Origin of the sequence: Hydrogenimonas thermophila, from assembly GCF_900115615.1 — a bacterium.
Lineage (GTDB): Bacteria > Campylobacterota > Campylobacteria > Campylobacterales > Hydrogenimonadaceae > Hydrogenimonas > Hydrogenimonas thermophila.
Genome location: NZ_FOXB01000005.1, coordinates 25,759 through 51,608, shown reverse-complemented (window position 1 = coordinate 51,608; position 25,850 = coordinate 25,759). Strand labels below are relative to the sequence as shown.

The following is a 25,850-nucleotide window of genomic DNA, read 5'->3' as shown; positions in this document are numbered from 1 at the left end:
CCTTTTTAAAAATTTGTGTCTAATTTTAATCCGATGCAAATTAAACCCTTCTAAAATGATGATTGGCTATAATTGCCAAAAAAATTTTAAGGATGTTTGATGCGAATTGTCAGCGGCATGCGACCTACCGGAAAACTTCACCTAGGACACTATTTGGGTGTTTTAAAAAACTGGGTAAATTTACAAGAAAATAATGAATGTCACTTTTTTGTAGCTGACTGGCATGCTCTGTCTACAAGCTATGAAGATAAACTGAACCTACGCCTTTTGGGAAAAGAGTTAGTAAAAGATTGGATTGCTGCAGGTATAGACCCTGAAAAGAGCGCTCTTTTTGTACAAAGTGCCATTAAAGAGCATGCAGAGCTGTATGTTCTTTTAAATATGATTACCCCTCTTGGATGGTTGGAGAGAAACCCTACATATAAAGATCAGTTGGCACAAATGCAACATAAAGATATACATACTGCTGGATTTTTAACATATCCTGTACTTCAAGCAGCTGATATCATACTTTATCAAGCCGATGTTGTACCTATTGGAGAAGATCAAAAACCTCATTTAGAGATTACAAGAGAGATTGTTCGCCGTTTTCATCACCTCTTTAACTGCGAAGTATTTAAAGAGCCTAAAGAGATGCTGACACAAACATCCAGACTTCTTGGATTGGATGGAAGAAAAATGAGCAAAAGTTACAATAATGCTATTTTCCTTTCAGATACTCCTGAAGAGGTATGGCAAAAGCTTAGAGGTGCAAAAACAGATACCCAGCGTGTACGACGAAATGATCCGGGCAATCCTGATGTTTGTTTGGTATATGACTATCATAAAGCATTGACTGATAATGCTACAGTAGAGCAAATAGCAAATGAGTGCCGAGCAGGTACAATTGGATGTTTTGACTGTAAAAAGATTTGTGCCAATAGCATAGAAAATCTACTAGAGCCAATGAGAGAAAGACGTGCAAAACTTGACGATGATACTATTGATGGAATCATAGAAAAAGGAAATAAAATCGCAAAAGAGGAAGCTGCAAAAACTATGGAAAAAGCCAATAAAGCAGTTTTTGAAATCTCTTGTGAAATATAAAAGTTATGAAACATTACATAGGTAAACGAAAATTACTTCGCATCTATATTGGCAGTGAAGATAAACTAGATGGCAAGCCTTTATGGGAAGTGCTTCTATCAAAATGTAAAGAAAACAGTATTGCCGGTGCAACAGTCTATAAAGCTGTTGCAGGCATAGGAGCTCACTCTGAACTGCACTCATTTAATATTTGGAGTTTAAATCAAAAACTGCCTCTTGTTATTGAAATAATAGATACCGAAGAGAAAATAGACTCTTTCCTTGATTCTGCAGATAAAATTATTGAAGAGGGATTAATGACAATCAGTGAGGTAGATGTTGTATCTTACAAGCACAGTTGTAAGGAAGATTTTTAATGCAACTGTCTCTTCTTTTAGCTATAGGTACCGGTGGATTTATAGGTGCAATATTACGCTTTACCATTAGCACTTGGATACAAAAACTATTTTCTCCCCTATTTCCTATAGGAACACTGACTGTAAATATTTTAGGCAGTTTTATTATAGGCTTTATGGCTCTTTACTTTGAAAATGTTATCTCTCCTCATCAAAAAGCACTCATTATAACCGGTATGCTAGGAGCACTTACTACATTCTCCACATTTTCACTAGAGACAGTAACAATGCTGCAAGAAGGGCTGTGGGGTAGAGCTTTTGCTAATATTACTCTTAATACATTTTTATGTATTTTAGCAACAACCATAGGAATGACACTTTTTAAGCGCATATATGGATAATTTAACAAAACAAAAAAAGGAGAGTCCATGTATACAGTTAACATTGAAAAAATGTGTGGTTGTGCAAAACAAGATAAAGAGCTTAATCTACCTCAATCATTTGAATCAGCAGAAGAAGCAGAATATACTGCTCTTAAAATTGCCAATCATATGAATAAAGATTACTGCAAAAAGCACCGATTTCATATAGAAAAAGAGGAAAATAACTTTACAATTAAGCTTGAACTATCTTGTAAACAGTAATTTTAACGAATAAACAGAGAGACTATCGTTTCAACAATATGAATATAATCTATTTTTGAGTAAAATAGAGCTAATAAAAATATCTATATTAAGGAAACGCATGGTCGATCTTCGGCAATTAGAAAAAGAGTTCGATACCGTTGCTACTTCTCTAAAACGGCGTGGTATCGACGAAAAACTGCTAGAAAAACTAAAAATAGTCTTTGAAGAGAAAAAAGGTGTTCAAAAAAGATTAGAAGCTGCACAGGCTGAACAGAACCAAAAAAGCAAACTCTTTGGTCAATATAAGCGTGAAGGTAAAGATATTACCGAACTTCAAAAAGAGGTTGCTGAAAATAAAATTCGTATATCTGCTTTAAACGATGAACTCCGTACTCTTGATGAGAAACTTTTAGAGTTAGCTGCAACTATTCCAAATATACCAGACAATGATGTACCAGATGGAGTTGATGAGTCAGATAATGTTGAAATAAAACGTGTTCTAGAGCCAACAACTTTTGACTTCAAACCAAAAGAGCACTGGGAGTTGGCTGAAGCAAATGGTTGGATAGATTTTGAACGTGGTGTCAAAATTGCAAAAAGCCGTTTTAGTGCACTACGTTTTATGGGTGCAAGATTGGAAAGAGCTCTTATAAACTATATGCTAGACTTCAACCGTGAGCGTGGATTTGAAGAGGTTTATGTACCATTTATGACAAACGAAGAATCTCTTTTTGGTACAGGCCAACTTCCAAAATTTGCAGATGACCTATTTAAAATTGAGGGTGAATCTTTATATATGATCCCAACTGCAGAAGTTCCTCTTACAAACCTCTTTCGTGATGAAATCCTAAAAAAAGAGGATCTGCCTCTAAAACTTACTGCATATACTCCTTGTTTTAGAAAAGAGGCTGGCTCTGCAGGACGCGATACAAGAGGAATCATCAGACAGCACCAGTTTGACAAAGTTGAACTTGTATCTATTACTACTCCGGATCAAAGTGAAAAAGTTTTCAATGAAATGGTCAATTGTGCATCAGAGCTTCTAACTTCACTTGGTCTGCCGCACCGTCATATGCTTCTTTGTGCTGGAGATATGGGATTTAGTGCTGCTAAAACAGTTGATCTTGAAGTATGGCTGCCAGGACAAGGCAAATATAGAGAGATCAGCTCAATCTCAAATACAAAAGATTTCCAAGCAAGGAGGGCAAAAATCAGATACAAAGATGAGAAGAAAAACAGATTGGTGCATACACTTAATGGCTCTAGCCTTGCTGTAGGTAGAACACTTATAGCTATAATGGAAAATTACCAACAAGCAGACGGTTCTATTACTATTCCAGAAGTATTGAAAAAGTATCTGTAAAGATTTGTCATGGCTGAGGAAGAAGAAGAGGTAATCATTATTGAAGAAGACGAGTCTGATGAGTCTTCAAAAGATGATGAATCACTTCAAAACCAAGATGATGAAAAGAAAAAAAAGAGGCTTATACTCATAATAATTGGAGTAATAATATTAGTTTTATTAATATTATTGCTTATTTTTTTTATAAAAAATAATAACAATAAAAGTGAAATAGGTAAATCTACAGATGAACTTGTTTCAAAAATAAAAACTGCTGAAAAAAAATCAATCGTTAAAATAAAATCTCAAATAGAAACCATGATAAAAAAAGCAAATATTTTATATGCCCGTGGCAATAAAAAAGAGGCTTTAAAACTTTTTGAACAGATTGCAACTTACAGTGAATCTATATCAAACTACAACCTTGGTGTGGCACAAATGCGCAAAGGACGCTACAAAGAAGCAATTGACTCTTTTAAAAAAGCTATTCAAAATAATGAAAATCAATGTATCAGTGCATTAAATGCAGCAGTATGTTCTCTTCATTTAAAAGATAAAAATCTATTTTCGTACTATATACAAATGGCTGAAGCCTATCTTCCCGATACATACAACTCTTCTTTATACAGCTATCTATTTGCTTTAATAAATTACTATAAAGGCAACTACTATGATATTCTAAGTGCTATCAATCATTCTACTACAAACAGCTATGCATATGAACAAAATCATATTGCAGCTGCATCTTATCTTATATTATCTTATCCTTTGAAAGCAATTGATCATATTGAAAAAGTTGTAGGACCGGATGATTATCTTATTTTAGGACAAATGTATGCAAGAATTGGAGACTATTCATTAGCGGCAAATTACCTTAAAAAAGCACTTACAAACTCTAACTATCCACTGCAAAGCAAAAAATCATTAGCACTTGTCTATCTTAAAAACAGAATGACTTCAAAGGCAGCAAAACTGCTAAAAGAGCTTGAAAGTGACTATAAAGAAAAGGTTAATGAGGTATATCCAATTCAAACAAAATTATCTTCTGCAGTTACAGATGTTGATGCAGCCCAGCAGAAAATTTCACTCAATGAGTTGATAAAAAGTCCAACTTCATATAAATTAATCTTTGAATTTGCACCATTTAAAGTTTTTAATGCAACACAAACTCTTAATTATATTAAAAAGGGAAATGCTGCAATTTATGTAGATGAAGAGGAAGAAGCTTCAAAGTATCTCTCTCGCAGTTCTAGTCTATCAAGAGCAAACCTTATGATTTCAAAAGCTATCAAATATGCAATAGAAAATCGTCTTTTAAAAGCTAATGAGATATTTAACAAAGCACTTAAGCACTATCCAAACCACTCTATTTTACACTATAATCTTGCATTAACATATGCCAAACTAGGAAACTATACCAAAGCACATGAACATTTTTTAAGAAGTTATCATTTGGATTCATCAAATTTTCTTTCTGGAATTTTTTCTCTTTTTTGTGAAGCATTAATTCACAAACATATTCCTCAAGTAGAAAAATTTTTACAAGAAGATTTACGTAAGTTTATAGACCCTACAACTCTTCAACTATTTTATCAATCACTATTTTACTACTACAAAGGAAATATTACTGCAGCATCTAAATGGCTTGATTCAAAACATGAAAATCGCCCAATATTCTTGATACTAGATATACTTATAGCATCAAATCTAGGCGATCACCATCGCGCAAAGCTAAAAACTACAATTTTGTATAACAGTATGCCAAGAAATGTCATTACCAATATGCTAAACCTCATAATGATGTCCAATGAAACAGACATTAAGACATTTTCAGCAAAAGCAATAAATTACTTAAAGCATCATACTATCGATTTAAATTCTGTATATTATGGAAGCACATTTATTCGTGAAAATTTTATTCTTTTACGATTTATAACTGGTACGTTATATCCATTTGTCAAACAGCTTGAAGAGCAATTAATGAAAGAGACTGAAGAGCCATCTGGAATTATTGAAGCATTGGCTCAAAGCAATATCTATCTTAAACGATTTGAAGAGGCTTATGTTCTATTTAACCAACTGGTTGATCAATACAAACATCAAGACAGCAGAACACTCTTTCTTGCAGGAATTGCAGCAATTGGATCTAAACATACTGCAAACGCTGTAGCACTCTTTGAACTTGCAAAACTGGAAGATCCAAATAATTATGAAAGCCGATACGCTTTGGGGCTTCTATATCTTGAACAAGAAAACATAAAAGCAGCAGCCATTCAGTTTGGAAAAATTCCTGACGGCATATTTCAATCTAAGTTTTTTGATTTTGATATTGTAAAAAAAGAGTTAAGAGCTAGGAATTAAGAGTTAGGAAATGCGCCCAATGGGGCGCAAAATTTAAACTCCCTCACAACTATCTATTTGACAATCTGAAGGAAGCATAGAGAGGTAACTGTTTAAAGCTCCTATATATGCCTTTGCACTTGCAAGCATTGTATCTATACTTAATCCATGTCCTATAACAGCACTTTTACTATCATCAAACTGTACATTGACAACAACTTTTGCCAAAGCATCTTTGCCCTGACTAACAGCTTCAACTCTATAATCTTTTAAAAGTCCTGTGTGTCCGCTTATTCTATCTATTGTTTTAAAAATTGCATCTATTGTACCATCACCTATACCTGCATCGGTAATCTCTTTATCATTATGTCGTATGGTAACAGCAGCACTTGGAACGCCAGCAGAGCAGTCTGCTATTTGAAGTCCAACCAATTCAAAAGTTTGTGGAATATTTGTAATCTCATTGGCAATAAGCATTCGTATATCATCATCAAAAATCTCTTTTTTCTTATCTGCAAGAACTTTAAACCGTTCAAATGCTCTGTTTAAATCCTCCTGACTCAAATCAAACCCTAACTCTTCAAGTCTCTCTTTAAAGGCATGTCGTCCAGAGTGCTTACCTAAAACGATTCTATTTTTCTCTAAGCCGATATCTTCGGCTTTCATAATTTCATATGTCTCTTGACACTTAAGAACACCATCTTGATGAATTCCACTCTCATGTGCAAAAGCATTCTTACCAACAATTGCCTTGTTAGGTTGAGGCTCTATGCCTGTAATTGCAGATACAAGCCTGCTTGTAGGATATATCTCTTTTGTATTGATTCCTGTTTCAACAAACCCAAAAACATCTGAGCGTGTCTTCATAGCCATAACAATCTCTTCAAGAGCAGCATTTCCGGCACGCTCTCCCAAACCATTAATGGTACACTCTATCTGTCTTGCTCCATTCATTACAGAAAAAAGAGAGTTAGCTACAGCAAGACCCAAATCGTTGTGGCAATGAACAGATATAATTGCTCTGTCACCAACATGCTCATGCAACTCTTTTATCATCTCCCCCAACTCTTGAGGAAGTCGGTAACCTACTGTATCTGGAATATTTAAAGTAGTTGCACCTGCTTCTATGACTGCATCTAAAATCTCTTTTAAAAATGGCATTTCACTACGCCCGGCATCCTCACAGCTGAACTCCACATCATCTGTAAAACTCTTTGCAAGTTTAACAGCTTCTACTGCACGCTCTATCACCTGATCAGGTGTCATTTTAAGCTTATGTTCCATATGAATAGGGCTGGTAGCTATGAATGTGTGAATTCTTTTATTAGCTGCATCTTTAAGAGACTCTCCAGCTTTAACAATATCTCTTTCAACTGCTCTAGCAAGTGAACAGACAGTGCTCTTTTTTACAACTTCACAAATTCGTCTTATTGCATCAAAATCTCCAGGACTTGCAGCTGCAAACCCTGCTTCAATAATGTCAACACCAAGACGCTCAAGCTGAGCTGCAATTTTAATCTTCTCTTCTGTATTCATAGATGCACCAGGGCTTTGCTCACCATCTCTTAATGTGGTATCAAATATATAAACTCTCTCTTTTTGCATTGTATATCCTTGAGTTATTTTTTTGTATGAAAATAGTATTTTAAAAAATTGGTATTAGAAGAAGAGGTGCAGAAGTGTGTTTTTAATCTCTATTTTAGGTAAGTATTTGATCGCTTTGATCCGACCTATGTCGGTTCCAAACATAATGTCTCCTCTTTTTAAATCTTGTAAGTATACCATATAATATAGCATAACAGGATCAAGAATGCAAAGGCAGCTTTTTTCTAGCAAGAGTATAAACAGCTCTTACAACTCCCCACAACATATAGAGTGTAACGATTAGCGTAAAACCTTCAACAGGATATAGATACATCAAAGATGAAAAACTAATTAGTGCAATTAGAATCTTTGTCAGCATTGGTTTTTTTAAATTTATCTTTTTAAAACTTGGATACCTAATATTGCTTACCATCAATAATGAAATAAAAAGTGTTCCAACAAGAAGAAGCCAGTTATAATTATTCAGTGAGTCATATCTTAGAAACATTAAAACCCAAATCGATACAAATATAGCAGCAGTTGGAATAGGAATACCTATGAATACGGTAGGATCAACATTTGGACTCATTACATTAAATCGGGCAAGTCTGATTGCACCAAAAATTATAAAAAGTGCCATCACAAGAGTACCAAACTTGCCATAATCTTGTCCAACATAAAAGTATAGAAGCATAGCAGGAGCAACACCAAATGCGACTATATCGGCAAGTGAGTCAAACTCAACACCAAATTTACTGGTTGTATGCGTTAGTCTGGCAATTCTACCATCTAAACCATCAAATACAAGCGAAAGAAAAATCAACCAAGCAGACTTTTCAAAATCTCCATTAATAGCAGCTGTAATCGATATTACAGCTGTAAAAATTGATGCTGCAGTAAAGAGATTTGGGAGCAGATAAATAATCTGAAAATTACGCGATGTCATCTCGTCCGTAAGCTATAACAGAATATCCGCCTAATACTTTATCACCAAAAGATACTTCAGTTTTTACATTTTCAGGTAACTCTATCTCTATTACACCATCACTCATCTGTAATTGAAATTCTCCGGCAAGAACTCTCTCTTTTTGTGAAAAAGATGCAAGTCCCCAAGAGTAAAAGCCACATTTAAGAGATATATTTACAATATCATCTCCCCATTGATAAGAGATAGTTGCTTGTTCATTTAAATCTTTAGCTTTAGGATCTAACTTATCAAGAAAAATTCCTCGTCTTATATCTTTTACCATAACTGAACCATTGACAGGAGCACGAACAGCACTTGAGCCGAATAGACTCTTTTCAATTGTAATAACTGTCTTTCCATTAACCTGATTTACTTTGCTTACAACACCATCCACTGGTGCAATAACAGCTGAAGAAGATGTTTCAAAAGGAGTGCGCTCAGGTATATAAAAAATATAGCCGGCTATAAAACTAATAGCCAGCAAAAATAGATTTAAAATTACTTCATCACTAAAAATCAGAATAACTAAAGTTATACCCCATAATGGTATAAGAAATTGCCACCCATTTGGGAGGAAAAAGCCGTTTTTAGTCATTATTTATCCCTCTTATCATCACCCTTTTCATCATCTTCACCCTGATCTTTTTCAAGAAGTTCATCTTTCAAACTCTCTTTGTTCGCAACCAGTTTTGTAGGAATCCCCTCTTTTTTTTCAAACTCACTGATTATTTCACGAACTTTTGTACCTTCAATAGTTTCTGCTTTAAATAACTCTTTAACAATTTCCTCTATTGCTTCAGAGTACTCTTTAAGTCTATTCACTACATGCTTATAACGCTCATCAAGAAAGTTTTTAATAAACTCATCTACTCCCTCGGCAGTTTTGTCGCTGTAATCTTTTTGACTCATTCCATTACCAAGGAAGAGGTTTGTCTGTTTTTCAAGAACCATCAGTCCAGCTACATCACTCATACCATAAAGACTTACCATAGCTTTTACAATATCTGTAGCTCTCTCCAAGTCATTGCTTGCACCAGTTGAAATCTCTTTTATAAAGACCTCTTCAGCAGCTCTACCACCAAGAAGAGTATCTACTTCAGCAATCAATTCATGTTTTTGCATCAAATATTTATTCTCTTCAGGTGTATTTAGAGTATACCCCAATGCAGCAAGACCACGAGGAATTATTGAGACTTTAGAGACACTCTTTGCACCAGGTGTTGTTTCAGCAATCAATGCATGACCACTCTCATGGTATGCAACTATATGCTTCTCTTTTGGTGAAATTCGTCTAGACTTCTTCTCAAGACCAGCAATTGCTCTCTCTACTGCTTCAATAAAATCTTCTTGCTCTACTTGATCTTTATTTTTTCGTCCTGCAAGCAAAGCAGCTTCATTAACTATATTTGCAAGGTCAGCACCAGCCAATCCGGCAGTAAGTCTTGCAATCTCTTCAATACTTGTATCTTCAGACATTTTTATATGTTTAACATGTACTTTTAAAATCTTAATTCGTCCCTCAAAATCAGGTTTATCTACAAGAACCTGACGGTCAAAACGTCCAGGACGGAGTAGCGCAGGATCAAGAACTTCAGGGCGGTTTGTAGCCGCTAATACTATAATAGGTGTATCTGAACTAAATCCATCCATTTCAGCTAAAAGCTGATTAAGCGTCTGTTCACGCTCATCATTACCACCTATTTGACCATTTGCAGCACGACTTTTACCAATAGCATCAATCTCATCTATAAAAATAATAGCCGGAGCATCTTTTTTTGCCTGTTCAAACAAGTCACGTACTCTTGCAGCACCAACTCCTACAAACATTTCAATAAAACTTGATCCACTTACAGAGAAGAATGGAACATCAGCTTCCCCTGCTACAGCTTTTGCTAGAAGTGTCTTACCAGTTCCCGGAGGTCCTACAAGTAAAACTCCTTTAGGAATTTTTGCTCCAAGCCTAATGTAACGCTCAGGAAATTTAAGAAACTCAACTATCTCCATTACCTCTTCTTTTGCCTCTTCTACACCGGCAACATCATCAAATTTGACATTAGGCTTTTCTGCATTTACCAGTTTTTTGGCACTGCCCATTCCTAAAATTCCGCCACCCATGCTTTTTTGCATACGGCTTGCAAGGAACATCCAGATACCAAAAAAGATGAGTATTGGAAGTACCCAGCCAAAAAGTACCTCTCCAAGCCAGTTACTTTCTGAGTATCCGCTGTACTCAACACCCATCTTATCAAGTAAAGGAATAAGAGTATTGTCTTCACCAACTTTTTTAGCAATATAGAGGATCTTAAATCCACCCTCATTTGAAACTGCTTTTATTAATGTCTGACCAATTGAGACATATTTTATTCGTCCCTCTTTGATCATCTTTTTAAGATCGCTATACGGAATAGTCTTTGTTTGTGTAACAGGTGCCGCTCCAAATGCAGTCTGATTTTGAGAACCAAACTGCCCCTCTTGTGTTCCTATAAAACTTTTAAAAAGTATTATGATAAGCAGAGAAAAGATCGCAAATGTAAGCAGAGGATTTTTATTGAAAAAATTCTGGTTATCTGGATCTTTTTTTGGATTGTTGTCCGCCATTTTTATCCTTGTTTTCTATAAATTTTGGTTCGCCACTCATTTTTGGCGATTGTCTCTATGAGTTCAAGTTCAGAAAAAACTTCCTCAATAGAACTCTCTTTTGTATCAAGTATTCCTGAAAGTATCAATAATCCATTATCTTTAGTACATTTTTTTAAGTCTTTTGCAATCATACGCAATACATCAGCTACTATATTTGCGGCTACAACATCATACTGCTCTTTTGCAGCAGGAGCTGAACCTTCCCATATATTACGTATAGATTGATTATTTAGAGCAAAATTTTTCTGTGCATTTTCAACAGCTAAAGGATCTGTATCACAAGCATCTACTATTGCACCAGACATTGATGCAGCAATACCAAGTATCCCGCTACCACAGCCAACATCTAAAAACGTATCTTTCTCTTTTACATATTTATTTATTGCTTGCAGACAGCTGGCAGTAGTTTCATGGTGACCTGAGCCAAATGCCAATGCAGGATCAATCATTATATTTCTTTTTCCATCTTTTGGTGCTTCCCAGCTTGGATATACATAAAAATCACCCACTTCAACAGGACGAATTGCTTCCCGATATTTAGAGATCCAATCTATATTCTCTTTAGACTCAGTTACAGTTTTTACACTGATTTCTTTTCCAAACTGCTTAGAAAGTGCTTCTGCAAACTGTTGCACTCCCCATATAACATCATCCAGCCTCTCTTCAGATCTAATAATCAGTGAATTTTCAGTAATCTCAATAGTGTCTGGAAAAATAGTCTGTAGAAAATCTAAAAAGAGTTCTAAATGCGCTGACGGAGTAACCGTCAGCTCTGTATAGGTGCCCTGCATCAATCATTTACGCCAAGAACGGCTTCAAGCTTCTCTTTTAAAACTTGAGGAGTAAAAGGTTTAACAATATAGTTATTTACTCCTGCTTTAAGTGCAGTAATAACCTCTCCTTTACCACCTTCAGTTGTAACCATAATAATAGGAATATCTTCAAAAGAGCCATCTCCACGTACTTTTTTTACTAATTCAAGTCCATTCATATTAGGCATATTCCAGTCTGTAATCAATACGCCTATTTCATCTTTATGCTCTTGCATCAATTCCCAAGCTTGAACTCCATCTTCTGCTTCCAGAAGATCTTTATACCCTAATCGTCCTAATGTATTTTTAATAATACGTCGCATTGTAGAACTGTCGTCAACAACCATGATTTTCAATGCAAATCCTTCTTATCTAAGTTTGTAGAATATATTGCTCAATTTTAACACTCAGCTCATTTAAACAAGTTTAAAGGCCTCACCTAAATCAATCAATCCTTCATAAAAAGCTTTGCCAACAATTACACCAGCAACTTTGCCAGTATTTTTCAGTACCAATATATCATTAATACTCTTTAGACCACCACTTGCAATAGTATCTATACCACTTGCCTCGGCAATGCTTATAGTAAAATCGACATTTATTCCAGAAAGTGTACCATCTCTTCCTACATCAGTGCAAATAATTGCTTCAACACCGCAGTCAGCAAAAGCTTTTGCAAGCTCAGTAGCCTTCATTTCACTAACTTCTGCCCACCCTTCCACTGCAACATATCCATCAATTGCATCAATTCCAACAGCTATAGGATACTTTGCAGCCATCTCTTTAACAAAATCAGGATTTTTGACAGCAATTGAGCCTAAGATTAGTCGATCAATTCCTAACTCAAGATAACGTTTTATTGTATCTTCATCTCTAATGCCACCACCAAGTTCTATTTTTAAAGAGGTATTTTCTCTAATTTTTTCAATCTGTTCTAGATTTTTTGGTTCTCCTGCAAATGCACCGTTAAGATCAACTATATGTAGCCATTTAGAACCCATATCTTCAAATGTTTTAGCTAACTGCCAAGGCTCATCACTGTAAATTTTAGCACTATCCATCAAGCCTTTTGTTAGACGAACAGCTTTGCCATCCTTTAAATCTATTGCAGGCAATATCTCCATTAAAATTCTCCATCATTTATTTTACATCTGTACAAAGTTACTCAATATCTCTAATCCATTCTCATGAGACTTTTCAGGGTGCGGCTGAATACCAAAAATATTACCATTTTGGACAGCACTTACAAACTCATATCCATACCACGTTTTACCTATGGCATACTCATCTGTAGTTACTGCATGAAAAGAGTGTACAAAATATAGATAAAACTCTTTTGGTAAATTTCTAAATATAGGCGTATCTTTCTGTACAAAAAGCTCATTCCAACCCATATGTGGGACTTTATGAGGTTTATTAAACATATTATCATTAAACGGTACAACTTGACCTGGAATAAGGTTAAGCCCTTTATGCTCTCCAAACTCTAAACTTTTTGAAAAAAGAAGCTGCATTCCCAAACATATTCCAAGCATTGGTTTACCGCTTTTAGCAAACTCTTTAACTGCTTCATCCATTCCATTTTGACGCAAATGCTCCATTGCATCGCCAAAAGCCCCTACTCCTGGAAGCAAAACTTTGTCATAATTTTTTACATCATTAGGTTCTGAAACAACTTTAGACTCAGCTCCAATTTTTGCCAATGCATTTTGAACACTGGCTAGATTTCCCATATTATAATCAATTATTGCTATCATAAACTCTCTTTAATTATCGCTCTTTTCTGATACTTTTTAAATAAAATGAAAGCCCAAAAAGAAGCATTGTTACACCGGCAATCAAGTAAACAGCATATACCAATTTTTCAGGGTCGATTATAGCGAATTTAAAGACTAGCATCAATGCTTCTATAGCCAGTGCTATAATAATTGAGCCTAAAAAGCGAACCATTGTTTTATGTATATCGTCTGCCTCGCCTTTCCTATGCTGCCCAAGCACTTCCTCTTCAAAGATGGCTTTTACCAAATCAAAAATAGCAAGTGAAAGAGTTAGCAGAATGGTTGCTTCAAACATCTCTTTTATATCAATATGCAATATATTAAACTCTGCTACTATAAAACTTTTAACACCATTAATAAAAAGAATAACTGCTACACCAAACAGTGCTACAGAAAAGGCTGCATAACAATATTTTGTAAAACGTCCAAAAGCTGTCTCTCCAGAAGAGGGGTGAACCATATGAAGCAGCTTATCTAGTGGTATATCTGCACATACAACATATTGAAGCACACCTTTTTCATTGTAAACCGGATAAGCAGCTGTTACAACCAACTTTCCTTCTATTCTAGAAGGATAAGGATCAGTTAAAATACATCTTTTTTCTCTTACCGCACGATAATAGTAAGCACGGTCTGCACGATTTTCACCTTCACCTACGCGATAACTACTATTAGTACTAATATTGTTTATAACCTGTTGACCCTTTGAATCCAAAACATAAAAAGCATCGATCTCATTAACCTCTTTTTTTATTTTTTTAAGGGCAGAGGTTATTGTATTTAAAGTTACTTCTGGAGTACGGTTAGGAATATTGCGTGATAACAGATAGCATAAATATGCCCGTGCTTTAGGTCTAATTTCACTAAACTGCTGTATCTCTTTTATAACCATTGAATTATTACCTTAATTATGAGATAAAGTAAGTAATTATATCTTAGATTATGTTCAAAATCAAAAAGTTAAACCATCTTTCCTTATATGTTATAATTTTGTAAATAAGAAAGGGAGTTTTTTTGTTATTAAAAAAATCAGATCGCCCTGCAGTAGTTTTGCTAATAACACTCTTTTTTATTGTTGCACTCGGCATAACAGTAACTGCAATAATGACACAAAGTGAATACTTTCTGCGTAAAGTAAATGCAACAAACTTTTATACTGAATCAAATCTGATTTTTAATGATTTAAAATCAATATTAAAATCTGAATCTAAAGATATTAATGACTCTTTGGGTCTATATATGCTGACATCACTTCCGCTTATTTTAAATGATGAAAAAAGTGGTATTCACATAGAGATGAACTGTAAAAGCGGAGCTTATGGATTTAACCCAAATTGTTTGGGTAAAAACATAGATTCAGCAGAGTTTCACAAATGCTACGATATAGTTTTTGCTCTATTTAATTCATTAAAAATAGCAGATCCAGAAAAACTTATTAGCACTATAGCTGACTCTATTGATAGTGATGAGCTAGAACGGTATATTGAGACAGAGATAGTGATAGAAGATCCATGGTTCAAACAAGGACCTATAGAGAGTATGGATCGTTTTAAAAAAATTGTTCGTTTTTATGCGCTTAAAAGCGAAGATTATAGAGCTTTAAATATACCGTGGGAAAGATATTTTAGTTTTAGAAATAAAGAGATCGACTTTAATTATATTGATCCAACTTTAGTAGCAGCCATTTCACCAGAAATTGACTCTGGTAGTTTGGCAAATTTAAAAGCTAAAGGAGACATATTTCCAGTTGAAAAGTTTGAAGATGCTGGAATATCTGGAAATGCAAAAAATGATCTAACAAAAGCAGGAGTAAAAACATATGTACCACTCTTGCAATGTTCAATTGAACTGACACATAATGATAATTGGAGCAGAACTGAATTTTATTATGATATTAAAAAAACTTCAATCAAATATTCAAAAACTATTTTTTAAAAAGAAAGCCAGTTCAGAGAACCTAAAATTTGTAGACAAAGGGATGAACAACTCATCTCTGCAAAATTGTACTGGACTCATACTCTCTACATCTTTTTATTGGGTAAAAAAAGAGCAGTTACCTGTAAAAAAGGTTCATGAAGCAAAAAAACTGCTGCCTGCTATTTTTGATGGCAGTCTGCCAGATGGAAACTATAAATATATTGCTGAATATGCAGAAGAGAGCGGATGGTTTTACATCTATGCATATGATGAAGAAAAGATCGCTGAATACCTAGAGTCTATAGGTATTGACTTAACTAAGATAAAAAGATTCTACTTTATACAAAGCTTTATAAAACTAATAGAAAAACCTGTTGATCTAAAAAACGGATACTCTCTTGTTAATGATAATGGCATTATCTGCAAATTACCTTCTGAGTTTATAGAAGATAGTGTATCATTAGATGAGTTTTTAAAACTTGCTTCAAATTATAAAGCTACTAATATCTACATATCAAAAAGACTCCCTTTCTCCGTTGATCGTTCAAGTATATTAAAAATATCTGCCGCTCTCTTTATTGCTGCTGTAATTTATATAGTTGAATATACAACATATTATAAAGCATATAACAAACTAGTATTGGAAAATAAAAATTTATATGAAGCTTATAACATTCCTAAAACTGGCTACCAGCGTCGGGCACGTATAAAAAAACTGGAATCAATAAAAGATGAAATTATTTCAAAGAGACAAATCTTTTCAAAATTGCTTCGAATACCACTAAATAGAAAGTATGAATTTATTAGAAAATTAACACTTTCAGATAAAAGAGTCTCTATTGAGATCTCTTTGCATAATGACAAAAATGCAGAAAAAATAAAGAAGTATCTAGAAAAAATATTGACCCTTAAATCTATAAAAGTAAAATCTAAAATAATGAAAATCAAGGCAGAGATATGAAATATATTCAACCTTACTGGTATCTCTTTGCCGCTTTGTTAATTTTAATTCCAGTAGCATACAAATCTCATATGATTCAAGAAAAGATAGTTGAAACTGAAAATGTAAATGCTAAACTTGAATCAATTGGACGCTACATAAAAGCTCTAGAGAAAAACTATAATACACCTGAAAAAAACAGGAAAAAGTTAATCTCTTTATTGAAAAAAGTTGAAAACAGAAAAGATGTTAAAATTGAAAAAAATATAAAAAGAACAAAAGCAAATTTCAAAATTAGTGGAATTAAAAAAAGTGATTTAGATATGCTAGTAAAAGGAATTTTTAACTCAACTATGAGAGTTAAACGTATAGATATTGATAGAACTGATACAAATATAACCCGCATTGAAGCGGAGGTAATATTTTGAAACGTTTAATTAAAATTATTGGCTATATAGTTTTTACAATTCTGATTACTATTGCTCTTTTACCAAAAGTTGATTTATATTATAAATTAGAACAGATATTGAAAAAAGAGCATATCATTTTATCAGATGAAACACCATCAGATAAAATATTTATTTTTTCAGTTAAAGATATATCTCTTTTATATGATGATATAACTGTTGCAAATATATCTGATACATCACTATTGCCACTGTTTTTTTACAATAAACTTACAATAGAAAATATTAAGCTTGATAAAACAATGAAAATATTTTTTCCTGAAAAAATTAATGAAGCAGTAGTAACGTACTCTATATTAGATCCTCTAAATATTCATCTTGCGTCAAAAGGTAATTTTGGAAAAGCAGTAGGAACTTTAAACTTAAAAACAAGAAAGTTACACATTGTACTTACACCATCAGCAAATATGAAAAAAAACCATGCCAATACACTAAGCATGATGAAATCAATAAATGGACAATATATCTATGATAAAGCTCTCTGAAAATAGCATATCTTTAATATTTAGATTAATTATCATCTTTGTTGTCATAAAAGCAATAATGGTTGGATTACTTATGACTCTACCACATACTGGTGTAACTAAAATAACTGTTCCTGATGTTACACCACCATATACGAGATTTAATATAAAAAATGCTTTTTATACTACAAACAGCAAAACAAAAAAAGAAGATGTTAAACCAAAACAGCCACTCTATAAAATTGATGATATGGAACTTACTGGTATATATATGGAGTCTAAAAAGAGTGGTTTTGTAGTCTTTTATGATAAAAAAGATAAAGAACAACACATACTTTCTGTTGGGGAAACATACAAAGGGTACAAATTAGACAGTTTGTCAAAATATGAAGCTATATTTATTAGAAACAATCAACACTACAAACTCTCATTTAAAGATGACAGCTCAATTCCAGTTGAACCAAAAAAAATATTAACTCAAACAGATGAAGAAGAGCCAGTACGATTAGTACCTAAAAATCTGGTTAAAAAGTATAGTACTGACTTCAAAGCAATCTGGAAAGATATATCGATAAAAGAGATCATAAAACATGGTAAAATTGCGGGCTTTAAGATTCAATCAGTCAAAAAAGGTTCTGTTTTTTCACAACTTGGATTGCAAAAAGGAGACATTATTGTTGAAGTTAATGATAAACCTATAAAAACTTATAAAGCAGCATTTGATATTTATAAAAATATTAATAAATACAGAGATCTTAAAATAAAAATATTACGCAACGGAATTGAAAAGGAATTCAACTATGAAATATATTAAAATCCTACTTTTGTCACTGCTATTAAACTGCTCTCTAATTGCAAACAATACAAAAGATCAAATAATTATAAAAAAACCAAATGAAAATGTAAATATTAATATTCAAAATATGAAAATTGCAGACTATATAAAACTAACAGCAAAAATTATTAAAAAAAATATCTTGTTAGAAGGAAAAATTAACGGTAGTATAGACTTTATCTCTACTGTACCGGTAAAAAAACGTGAAGTAATGGATATATTACTTAATGTTCTTGCAACTAAAGGTTATACCATAGTCAAAGATGGCGATATTTTAAGAGTTATAAAACTTAATGAAGCTGTAAAAAATGCTCTACCAATTGTTACTACTGATAGTGAATTGTCTAACAACCATCAAATGGTAACAAAAATCATACCAGTAAAAAACCAGAATGTTGACGTAGTAGCAGTAAAAGTAAGACATATGATCTCAAAGGGTGCAAAACTTGTAACTTTTAAAGAGAAAAACTTAATGATTTTAAGTGATTTCCCTAAAAACATAGAGACAATAGAAAAAGTTATTGACTCTCTTCAAAAAGATACAAAAAAGAGTTTGGTTATTGTAAAACTAAAAAATCTGCCTGTAACAACTGCAAATACTCAAGCTACAAAAATTGCCTCTACTCTATTTAATCCAAGAGTTGAAGAAGACAAAATTACTATATTACCTATGAAAGAGACAAAAAGTTTAACAATAATCGGTCGTAAAGAGAATATAGAAATTATAAAAAAGTTGATTGTAAATATGGACAATGAAGCAACTCCAATTGAACAATCAATGAGAGTTATACCACTTTATAACAATGATGTAAAAGTACTCTTTAAAAGCATTATGGACATAGTAAAAAGTAAAAAATATGATGATCAGCGTATGCGACCAACTCTCTCTATGGATATTGGAACAAACAGTATAGTAGCTATTGGTCCAAAAAGTGAACTAGATATGGTAGAAGATCTTATAAAAACGATGGATAAAGAGAAGATGCAAGTCTATGTAATGGCTCGAATTATTGAGATCAGTAAAACCAAAGCTGCTCAGATTGGTGCAAAATATGGTCTACAAGCAGGAAAAGCTTCTAATGCAGGGTTGTTTACACTTGCAGCAAATTTTGGCGGTCCAACTGTTGCATTAGATGGAGCATTAGCAAGTATGATCTCTATACCTGTTTTAAGTGAAGGATTAGCATTAGGAAGTGCTATAGACTTTTTACAAACACATGGTGCTGCAGATATAATTTCTGAACCATCTATTTTATGTATAGATAACAAAGAGTCAACAATTTTTGTAGGACAAACACAATCAATACTAACAAGCACTTCAACAGCAACATCGACAACAGATTTACCTGTAAGCACATACAAACGTGAAAAAATTGGTTTAAAACTGAGCGTAAAGCCAAGAGTTGCAAATGAAAAGAAAGTTACTCTAGAAATAACAGCATCCATAGAAGATGTACTTGGATCAACTGGTACGACTACAGGTACACCTACAACACTAGATCGTGAGGTAAAAACAGTTACAATAGTACAAAATGGTGAAACAGTTATACTTGGCGGACTAATTAAAAAGAAAGAGTCCAATAGTGTTTCTAGAGTGCCTCTATTAGGATATATCCCAATTTTAGGTCAACTTTTTACCCATGACACAACTGACTATGATAATGTAAATCTTGTGATTACTTTAACACCTTACATAATTCCTTCTTCAAGCTCACTTTCAGAGTTGCGTGAAAAACTAACAGAACTTCAAAAATTGAGAAGCGAGTATTATGAAAAAGCTGTTGAAAGGCTCAAAAAACATGCTGAAGATTGAGCCTTATCACGATATAAGCCTTGAACCTATAGATGCTGAAGGCATAGATATTGATCTAGCAATCAAACATTACGCCTTACCAACTAAAATTAATGATGAAAAAGTAATAGCTGTAAATAGCCGATACCTTTCTCAAGCTATAAACTTCATAGATGTACTTAACATTAAATTACAACCTAAGTTTATAGATGAAGAGTCTTTTGACAAACTCTACAATCGATACCTTGAATTAAGAACTGACAGAGCTATAGAGTCTTTCCAAGAAGAGTCACAAGATGAAATAGAAGAGGAAGAGCTTTCACTTACAGAGTTTCTAAAAACATCTTCAGATATTTTAAATGCAGAAGAGTCTGCACCTATTATTAAATTTGTAAACTCTCTTTTTTATCAAGCTATTAAAAAGAGAGCCAGTGATATACATATTGAGATACACGAACATAAAGGATCAGTCAGGTTTCGTATTGACGGTACATTGGTTAATCATGTTGACCTTGACAAATCAGTTACAAATCTCATAATCAGCCGTATTAAAGTTATTTCTAACTTAGATATCAGTGAAAAGCGTATTCCTCAAGATGGTCGTACGCAAGTCATCATTGCTAAACGTACTCTTGACATAAGGGTTTCTGTTCTTCCTACATACCATGGCGAAAGAGTAGTTATGCGTATCTTGATGGAGAGTGAATCAATACCTCATCTACCAGAGCTTGGTTTCCCTCCTGATATTGTAGAAGGACTTGAATCACTTTTGCGCTATACATATGGGATCATTCTTGTAACCGGACCAACAGGAAGCGGTAAATCAACTACGCTCCACTCTTTTTTGCAAGAGGTAGCAACACCTGAAAAAAATATTATTACCATAGAGGACCCTGTAGAGTATAAAGCAGACAATATCAATCAGATTCAAGCAAATCCAGCCGTTGGACTAACTTTTGCAGCCGGCTTAAGATCTATTTTAAGGCAAGACCCCGATGTTGTTATGATCGGAGAGATTCGTGATGCCGAAACTGCAAAAATTGCTATTCAGGCTGCATTGACAGGTCACTTGGTATTTTCAACACTCCATACAAATAATGCTACATCAGCCCCTTTACGTCTTACAGAAATGGGAGTTGAACCTTTTCTTGTCTCTTCCGCCCTGCTTGGCGTTCTTGCCCAAAGACTTGTAAAACAGCTTTGCCCTCACTGCAAAAAAGAGGACACACTTGCTGAAAGCTATGCGAAAGCTTACGATCTGCCATCTGGTGCTAAAATTTTTACTGCTGAAGGGTGTCCACATTGTAATTACACAGGTTATGTGGGCAGAAAAGCTATAGCAGAACTCTTTATGCTTGATAATGATGCCAAACATGCATTAAAAGAGGCAAAAGATGATACTGACCTTAGAGCATATATGAAAAATAGAGGCATCCCTACACTCTCTGACTATCTAAAAACTATGCTTTTGCAAGGTGAGACTTCACTTGCTGAAGCAGTACGAATAGGTATGAATATTTAACTATGCGCCCTGCTTTCACTTTAATGGAGGTAATGGTCGCTGTCCTCATTATATCTGTTACACTTGGGGCAATGTTGCAAATAACGCACAATGCAGGCTTCATCTATGAACGTGGTAAAAATAGATCTGAAATTCTACCTCATGCTTCACTGGCTTTTTCAAATCCTTTAGAAGAGCATCCAAGTGAAAATATAGATATAAAATCTATTGCAGAATCGTTTGGTGTCAAAGATGATGATATTTTAGATATTTTAAGAAAAGCTGAACCAAAACTTGAGAGTGAGCTGTACAGTCAAATTGATCTTTCTGAAATGGATGATGATGAAAATGAAGAGATGTTGGAAGAGGACGATGCAACACAGAACCAGTCTCTTAGTATTGACATCTACAGATTGGTTTATAAAGAAAAAGATGGTAATGCAGTAAGCATATTTAGGCTTAAACTACTGAATGGAATAAATAAACAGTGAAACAAAAAATGCGCCAGGCTTTTACCCTTGTTGAATTAATGATTGCAATCACACTGACAGCCCTCTTACTTACCCTACTCTACAACACTACAAATACAATTACAAAAAGTGGAGAAAAGTATTTACAAAAAGAGGAAGAGCTAATAAGAAATGTACAAAAAATTCAAAAACTCATAACATTAGATCTTCTTAACTCAGATATAAACTCAACATCAATCTCAAATATAGAACCTAGTGAACCATCAACTATTCTAATTCATACATCAAATTCACTTCACGATATAGAAACCCCTTGGGTATTGTATAAAACAACTAACGACAATAAACTGCTACGCATAGAGTCTCCATACAAACCAAAACTTCCATTAACTCAACAATTTTCACCAAACATTTTTGTAGATCTGATCTGTAACAAAACAAAAAAATTTAATATTTACAAAACAAAGAGTGAATTTCTTGTAATATTTCAATGCCAACAAAACAATCCGGTAATTTTTAGATTAACTCTTCAGTGATAACCATAAACTTTATTTTAGTTTTACTGCAGTTATCTAATAGCAATCCCAATATTAATAGGATCGCTAGTTTTTTTAAAGCTTATTAAATACTTTGTCAAGATGTTTTTCAACCCAATCAAGATCATCTTTTCCAATTACCTTTTTCCATCCAAATTGTCCTTTTAGTAGATAATTTCGATCTACATATACTTTTTTTCCTGTTTTCATATCTGTAATAGTAAAACGGTTTGCCGAGCTTCCAGGTCTTTTACTAAAAAGCATAGTTGCTACACCAAGAGCTGCTGTAGCCCTACCTGCTCCGCTATATCCTATATTAGATAAAGTACCTCCAAAATTTGTAATACTTAAGCCAACCACATCAGATAAAATAGCATATTTTCCCATCTCATCTGATTCAACAGATGTTTTCAGCCATTTCTTTACAAACTTTTTATCCTCTTCTGGCATCCCATCATATTTATTAGGATACAGATATCCTTTTGTTTTGAGTATTTCATACTGTGCACCATTAGTAGCTATCCTATGCCAAGGATGATCAAGATATTTAGAAACTTTATACTTTAACATTCCATATCTATGGAACAATTGCATCCCTTCATCAGGATTAATCTCGAGTGCATCTACAACCATTGCAAAATATTTTGCATATGGCACATCTTTATTATGTGCAGCTGCTATAAGATCTTTATAGAGAGGTTTTTCTTTTAAAGGAACTTCTTTTCTTTGTCTGTATAGTATAGAGATACTATCATATGAAGTATCAGTAGTTGTGTAAAATCCACATGCCAAAACCTCAACATCCAAACGATAATCCGCTTCATTAGGATCAGATACTATCTGAAACCCTTTATCTCTCAATACAACCAAAGCTTCAGGCGTAAAGTCGCACTGCATAATTTGATCATATTTAACAACTGCTGGAGCAAGACCATTCCATACCGCTTGATAAGGCTTAATACCTTTAAACTTTTCAGGTGTTTTGGAATGCACATAGATCTTTGGAGGCGTTTTTGCGCTTGCAATTTGGCTCATCGCAGATGAGCAACCACTAAAACCTAAAGCCATAATCCCTGCAATAAGCAGAAAGAGTATTTTTTTCATTGTCTCTCCTTTATTTTCAGAATTGTAGCAAATAGTTTGTTTAAGTTATTTATATACTTGAAAAAAATATGTTTAATTATTATATTGTGTATCTTTTACATACTATTACAAGAAATAGCATGTAATCTGTTTGAATAATTTATATAAATTTCAAATAAACACAAGATACTATAAAATATAATTGATTTTACAAAATTAAACAAGGACTAAAAATGCGTCTTTTTGTACTCTCTCTATTAACCCTCATAACCACCCTAACCCTAAACGCTGATCCGGGTTTCTTTCGTGGTGGTAAGCGTATAGAGTTAACACCTGATGATTCAACAACTGTTATAGCTCCAAGAACTGTAAATGGTAGCGATAGAGGAATTCTAAAAAGCTATAAAGGAACTGATGGTAGAACATATAGCCTAAATGAAAAACTCTTGATTACTTTTAATAAAGATGTTGCAAAAGATGAGGGTGAAAGAATCGTAGAGGATAACGGATTAAGTGTCGTTAAATGGATAGGTAACACCTTAATAGCTAAAGCAGCAACTCCAGATGAAGCACTGGAAAAAATAGATATCCTTCTTAAAAATGAAAAAATTAAAAGAGTTGATCCAAACCTTAAAAGTGAAGTTATCCAAAATTCCGTATATAATGATGTAAATATTACAGGATGGGTACATCCGTTCTATGGTATCAACATTGAAACTATCGTTGATGATAAAATAACAGGAATATTCCCTGATCCTGCAAACGCAGGACACTGGTTTGCTTATAATGATGGAACAGACTATTACACATTAGAAAATGAATTTGGCTCTTACTATGTAGAATTTCAAAAAGATATAGATTGCGACATTCTTGAAACTTGGGTAATGGGATATAGCGGTAAAAACGTAAAGGTTGGAGTGATTGAAGGCGGTATTGATCCATACAACCCTGATTTGAGTTTTGATTATACTTGGAATGTAGCTGCACCTGATAGAAGAGAGAGAGATTTAAGAAAAGATATTTACAGTTTTGATCATGGCACTGAGGTTGCAAGTGTAATAGTTGCCAAACATAATAATGACTTTGGAATAGCAGGGGTTGCCGAAGATGCCGATTTGATTGCAATTGACGGTTTTGACGGTTATTCAGAAGATTTATTAGAGGCATTAGATGTGCTTGATAAGAAGAAAGCAAGAGTAGTAAACTGCTCTTGGACAACTGGATGGATTACTGATACAGTAATTGAGAAGATGAGAGATATGTCGTTAAATGGTGCTGATGGCAAAGGGGTATTGTTTGTTTTTAGCTCAGGAAATGAAGGTGTAGATTGGAAAGACACAAGCTTTATAGCCACAGACAAACCTGCTTATGAATATGCAGGCGGAATCCATGTAGGTGCAATTTTTGGAGATGGCAAAAAAGCCAATTACAGTGTATATGGCGGTGGTCTTGACTTTGTAGCACCGTCAAACTTTTTAGTAACAAACCCTAATTATTTGAATGAAGATTATTCATCTATTTGGGGTAGCGGAACTTCACTTGCCGCACCTGTTGTAACGGGAGTAGTAGCTTTAATGCTTGAAGCAAACCCTGATTTAACCCGTAATCAGATTGTAGAGATTTTAGCTAAAACAGCTAAGAAAGTAGGGGATTACGATTATCAAATCCACCCTCGTGCAAATGTTACAGCAGATAATTATGTAAACAACTTCCATGAAGAGCCGTGGGATATAGATGAGAATCTAACTAACTACACTTGGAATAATAAAACAGGATATGGCTTAATCAATGCCGAAGCTGCTGTAAGAGAAGCATTTGCATTGAGAAAAAAACTCCCTGATGAAGAGACTTTAAATTTATATGATCTTCCTTTGGCAATGATAGAGTCGGTTAGTACAGATACACCAACCCAAACCTGCGAACCTGAAGTTATAACTGAAACGGTAACAGTAACAGTACCCGCTGATGTAAACGAAACAGAATATCAACTAAACCAAAACGATATAGATAGTCTAACAACCGGTTGGCACTTAATGGGAGTAGGTGTAGATACAAATATAAGCACATACTCAAACGCAAAACTCTTTTGGGCATATAAAGATGGTAAATGGCAAGTATATTCACCTGATGAAACACTATCTGAAACAATAAAATCATCTGGATATGACGAACTTGAAACTGTTCCTGCAAAAAGAGGGGTATGGGTGCTTAAATAGTGCCTGTGCCTTTGATCATTTATTTGTAATTTTTATTAATCCATTTGAATCTCGACTATATATTATTTTGCAAAAATGTACAACCTGTAGAAATAAAATGGTGATATATTCTAATCTAT

26 protein-coding genes are annotated in these 25,850 nt (G+C 33.9%); 16 read left to right on the top strand and 10 right to left on the bottom strand.

The window, feature by feature from the left end:
- The first annotated feature begins 99 nt into the window (after positions 1-99).
- From trpS to BM227_RS02845, 6 genes are all read left to right on the top strand, one after another.
- On the top strand, positions 100-1,086 hold the full coding sequence (trpS, locus tag BM227_RS02870; RefSeq protein WP_092911008.1) for a tryptophan--tRNA ligase: 987 nt from the start codon (positions 100-102) through the stop codon (positions 1,084-1,086).
- Positions 1,087-1,091: 5 nt separating this feature from the next.
- Positions 1,092-1,442, top strand: a complete 351-nt coding sequence (locus BM227_RS02865; protein ID WP_092911006.1) for a DUF190 domain-containing protein — start codon at positions 1,092-1,094, stop codon at positions 1,440-1,442.
- Positions 1,442-1,822, top strand: coding sequence for a fluoride efflux transporter CrcB (gene crcB, locus BM227_RS02860; protein WP_092911004.1), 381 nt, complete (start codon positions 1,442-1,444; stop codon positions 1,820-1,822). Before BM227_RS02865 ends, crcB begins: the two co-directional genes overlap by 1 nt.
- Positions 1,823-1,849: 27 nt before the next feature.
- Complete coding sequence (locus BM227_RS02855) at positions 1,850-2,065, top strand: hypothetical protein (protein ID WP_092911002.1); 216 nt, start codon at positions 1,850-1,852, stop codon at positions 2,063-2,065.
- A 100-nt stretch (positions 2,066-2,165) separates the two neighbouring features.
- On the top strand, positions 2,166-3,410 hold the full coding sequence (gene serS / locus BM227_RS02850; protein WP_092911000.1) for a serine--tRNA ligase: 1,245 nt from the start codon (positions 2,166-2,168) through the stop codon (positions 3,408-3,410).
- A 9-nt stretch (positions 3,411-3,419) separates the two neighbouring features.
- Positions 3,420-5,750 carry a tetratricopeptide repeat protein gene (locus tag BM227_RS02845; RefSeq protein ID WP_092910998.1) on the top strand — a complete coding sequence of 777 codons (2,331 nt, stop codon included), beginning with the start codon at positions 3,420-3,422 and terminating at the stop codon, positions 5,748-5,750.
- 33 nt (positions 5,751-5,783) lie between these two features.
- Here BM227_RS02845 and BM227_RS02840 read toward each other — a convergent pair whose 3' ends face one another.
- The 9 genes from BM227_RS02840 to BM227_RS02800 form a co-directional block, all read right to left on the bottom strand.
- A complete protein-coding gene (locus tag BM227_RS02840; RefSeq protein WP_092910996.1) occupies positions 5,784-7,334 on the bottom strand; it encodes a 2-isopropylmalate synthase in 1,551 nt (516 codons plus the stop codon).
- Positions 7,335-7,533: 199 nt separating this feature from the next.
- Positions 7,534-8,259: a CDP-diacylglycerol--serine O-phosphatidyltransferase gene (gene pssA / locus BM227_RS02835; RefSeq protein WP_092910994.1), complete on the bottom strand. Its 726-nt coding sequence runs from the start codon at positions 8,257-8,259 to the stop codon at positions 7,534-7,536.
- Entirely contained in the window at positions 8,246-8,875 is a 630-nt protein-coding gene (locus BM227_RS02830) for a phosphatidylserine decarboxylase (RefSeq protein ID WP_092910991.1), read from the bottom strand. Before BM227_RS02830 ends, pssA begins: the two co-directional genes overlap by 14 nt.
- Complete coding sequence (ftsH, locus tag BM227_RS02825; protein ID WP_092910989.1) at positions 8,875-10,878, bottom strand: ATP-dependent zinc metalloprotease FtsH; 2,004 nt, start codon at positions 10,876-10,878, stop codon at positions 8,875-8,877. The genes BM227_RS02830 and ftsH overlap by 1 nt, the downstream gene beginning before the upstream one ends.
- Before the next feature lie 2 nt (positions 10,879-10,880).
- Positions 10,881-11,711, bottom strand: coding sequence for a 50S ribosomal protein L11 methyltransferase (locus BM227_RS02820; protein ID WP_092910987.1), 831 nt, complete (start codon positions 11,709-11,711; stop codon positions 10,881-10,883).
- Positions 11,711-12,088, bottom strand: coding sequence for a chemotaxis response regulator CheY (locus tag BM227_RS02815; RefSeq protein ID WP_092910985.1), 378 nt, complete (start codon positions 12,086-12,088; stop codon positions 11,711-11,713). Before BM227_RS02815 ends, BM227_RS02820 begins: the two co-directional genes overlap by 1 nt.
- Positions 12,089-12,148: 60 nt before the next feature.
- Positions 12,149-12,856 (bottom strand): 1-(5-phosphoribosyl)-5-[(5-phosphoribosylamino)methylideneamino]imidazole-4-carboxamide isomerase, encoded by a 708-nt coding sequence (gene hisA, locus BM227_RS02810; protein ID WP_092910983.1) that lies wholly within the window; start codon positions 12,854-12,856, stop codon positions 12,149-12,151.
- Positions 12,857-12,877: 21 nt separating this feature from the next.
- On the bottom strand, positions 12,878-13,489 hold the full coding sequence (gene hisH / locus BM227_RS02805) for an imidazole glycerol phosphate synthase subunit HisH (protein ID WP_092910981.1): 612 nt from the start codon (positions 13,487-13,489) through the stop codon (positions 12,878-12,880).
- A gap of 13 nt (positions 13,490-13,502) precedes the next feature.
- Complete coding sequence (locus tag BM227_RS02800; RefSeq protein WP_092910979.1) at positions 13,503-14,402, bottom strand: PDC sensor domain-containing protein; 900 nt, start codon at positions 14,400-14,402, stop codon at positions 13,503-13,505.
- A gap of 122 nt (positions 14,403-14,524) precedes the next feature.
- Between BM227_RS02800 and BM227_RS02795 the strand changes: the two genes are divergently transcribed.
- Genes BM227_RS02795 through BM227_RS02755 form a run of 9 tightly spaced genes read left to right on the top strand, consistent with a single transcriptional unit; the run spans position 14,525 to position 22,432 of the window.
- On the top strand, positions 14,525-15,445 hold the full coding sequence (locus BM227_RS02795; protein WP_092910975.1) for a hypothetical protein: 921 nt from the start codon (positions 14,525-14,527) through the stop codon (positions 15,443-15,445).
- On the top strand, positions 15,399-16,388 hold the full coding sequence (locus BM227_RS02790) for a hypothetical protein (protein WP_092910973.1): 990 nt from the start codon (positions 15,399-15,401) through the stop codon (positions 16,386-16,388). The genes BM227_RS02795 and BM227_RS02790 overlap by 47 nt, the downstream gene beginning before the upstream one ends.
- Positions 16,385-16,795, top strand: coding sequence for a hypothetical protein (locus tag BM227_RS02785; protein ID WP_092910971.1), 411 nt, complete (start codon positions 16,385-16,387; stop codon positions 16,793-16,795). Before BM227_RS02790 ends, BM227_RS02785 begins: the two co-directional genes overlap by 4 nt.
- Positions 16,792-17,319, top strand: a complete 528-nt coding sequence (locus BM227_RS02780; RefSeq protein ID WP_092910969.1) for a hypothetical protein — start codon at positions 16,792-16,794, stop codon at positions 17,317-17,319. The genes BM227_RS02785 and BM227_RS02780 overlap by 4 nt, the downstream gene beginning before the upstream one ends.
- Positions 17,303-18,112, top strand: coding sequence for a PDZ domain-containing protein (locus BM227_RS02775; protein WP_177201962.1), 810 nt, complete (start codon positions 17,303-17,305; stop codon positions 18,110-18,112). The genes BM227_RS02780 and BM227_RS02775 overlap by 17 nt, the downstream gene beginning before the upstream one ends.
- Positions 18,099-19,946, top strand: coding sequence for a type II secretion system protein D (locus BM227_RS02770; RefSeq protein WP_092910965.1), 1,848 nt, complete (start codon positions 18,099-18,101; stop codon positions 19,944-19,946). The genes BM227_RS02775 and BM227_RS02770 overlap by 14 nt, the downstream gene beginning before the upstream one ends.
- Positions 19,933-21,447: a GspE/PulE family protein gene (locus BM227_RS02765; RefSeq protein WP_092911152.1), complete on the top strand. Its 1,515-nt coding sequence runs from the start codon at positions 19,933-19,935 to the stop codon at positions 21,445-21,447. The genes BM227_RS02770 and BM227_RS02765 overlap by 14 nt, the downstream gene beginning before the upstream one ends.
- 2 nt (positions 21,448-21,449) lie before the next feature.
- Positions 21,450-21,917, top strand: coding sequence for a type IV pilus modification PilV family protein (locus tag BM227_RS02760; protein WP_092910963.1), 468 nt, complete (start codon positions 21,450-21,452; stop codon positions 21,915-21,917).
- The gene (locus BM227_RS02755) at positions 21,914-22,432 is read left to right on the top strand and encodes a prepilin-type N-terminal cleavage/methylation domain-containing protein (protein ID WP_092910961.1); all 519 of its coding nucleotides are present in this window, start codon (positions 21,914-21,916) and stop codon (positions 22,430-22,432) included. Before BM227_RS02760 ends, BM227_RS02755 begins: the two co-directional genes overlap by 4 nt.
- A gap of 75 nt (positions 22,433-22,507) precedes the next feature.
- On the opposite strand, the gene BM227_RS02750 is transcribed toward BM227_RS02755, so the two are convergent.
- Positions 22,508-23,536 carry a hypothetical protein gene (locus BM227_RS02750; protein WP_092910959.1) on the bottom strand — a complete coding sequence of 343 codons (1,029 nt, stop codon included), beginning with the start codon at positions 23,534-23,536 and terminating at the stop codon, positions 22,508-22,510.
- 212 nt (positions 23,537-23,748) lie between these two features.
- Here BM227_RS02750 and BM227_RS02745 point away from each other — a divergent pair, with 212 nt between their 5' ends.
- Positions 23,749-25,731 carry a S8 family peptidase gene (locus BM227_RS02745; protein WP_092910957.1) on the top strand — a complete coding sequence of 661 codons (1,983 nt, stop codon included), beginning with the start codon at positions 23,749-23,751 and terminating at the stop codon, positions 25,729-25,731.
- Positions 25,732-25,850: the final 119 nt, after the last annotated feature.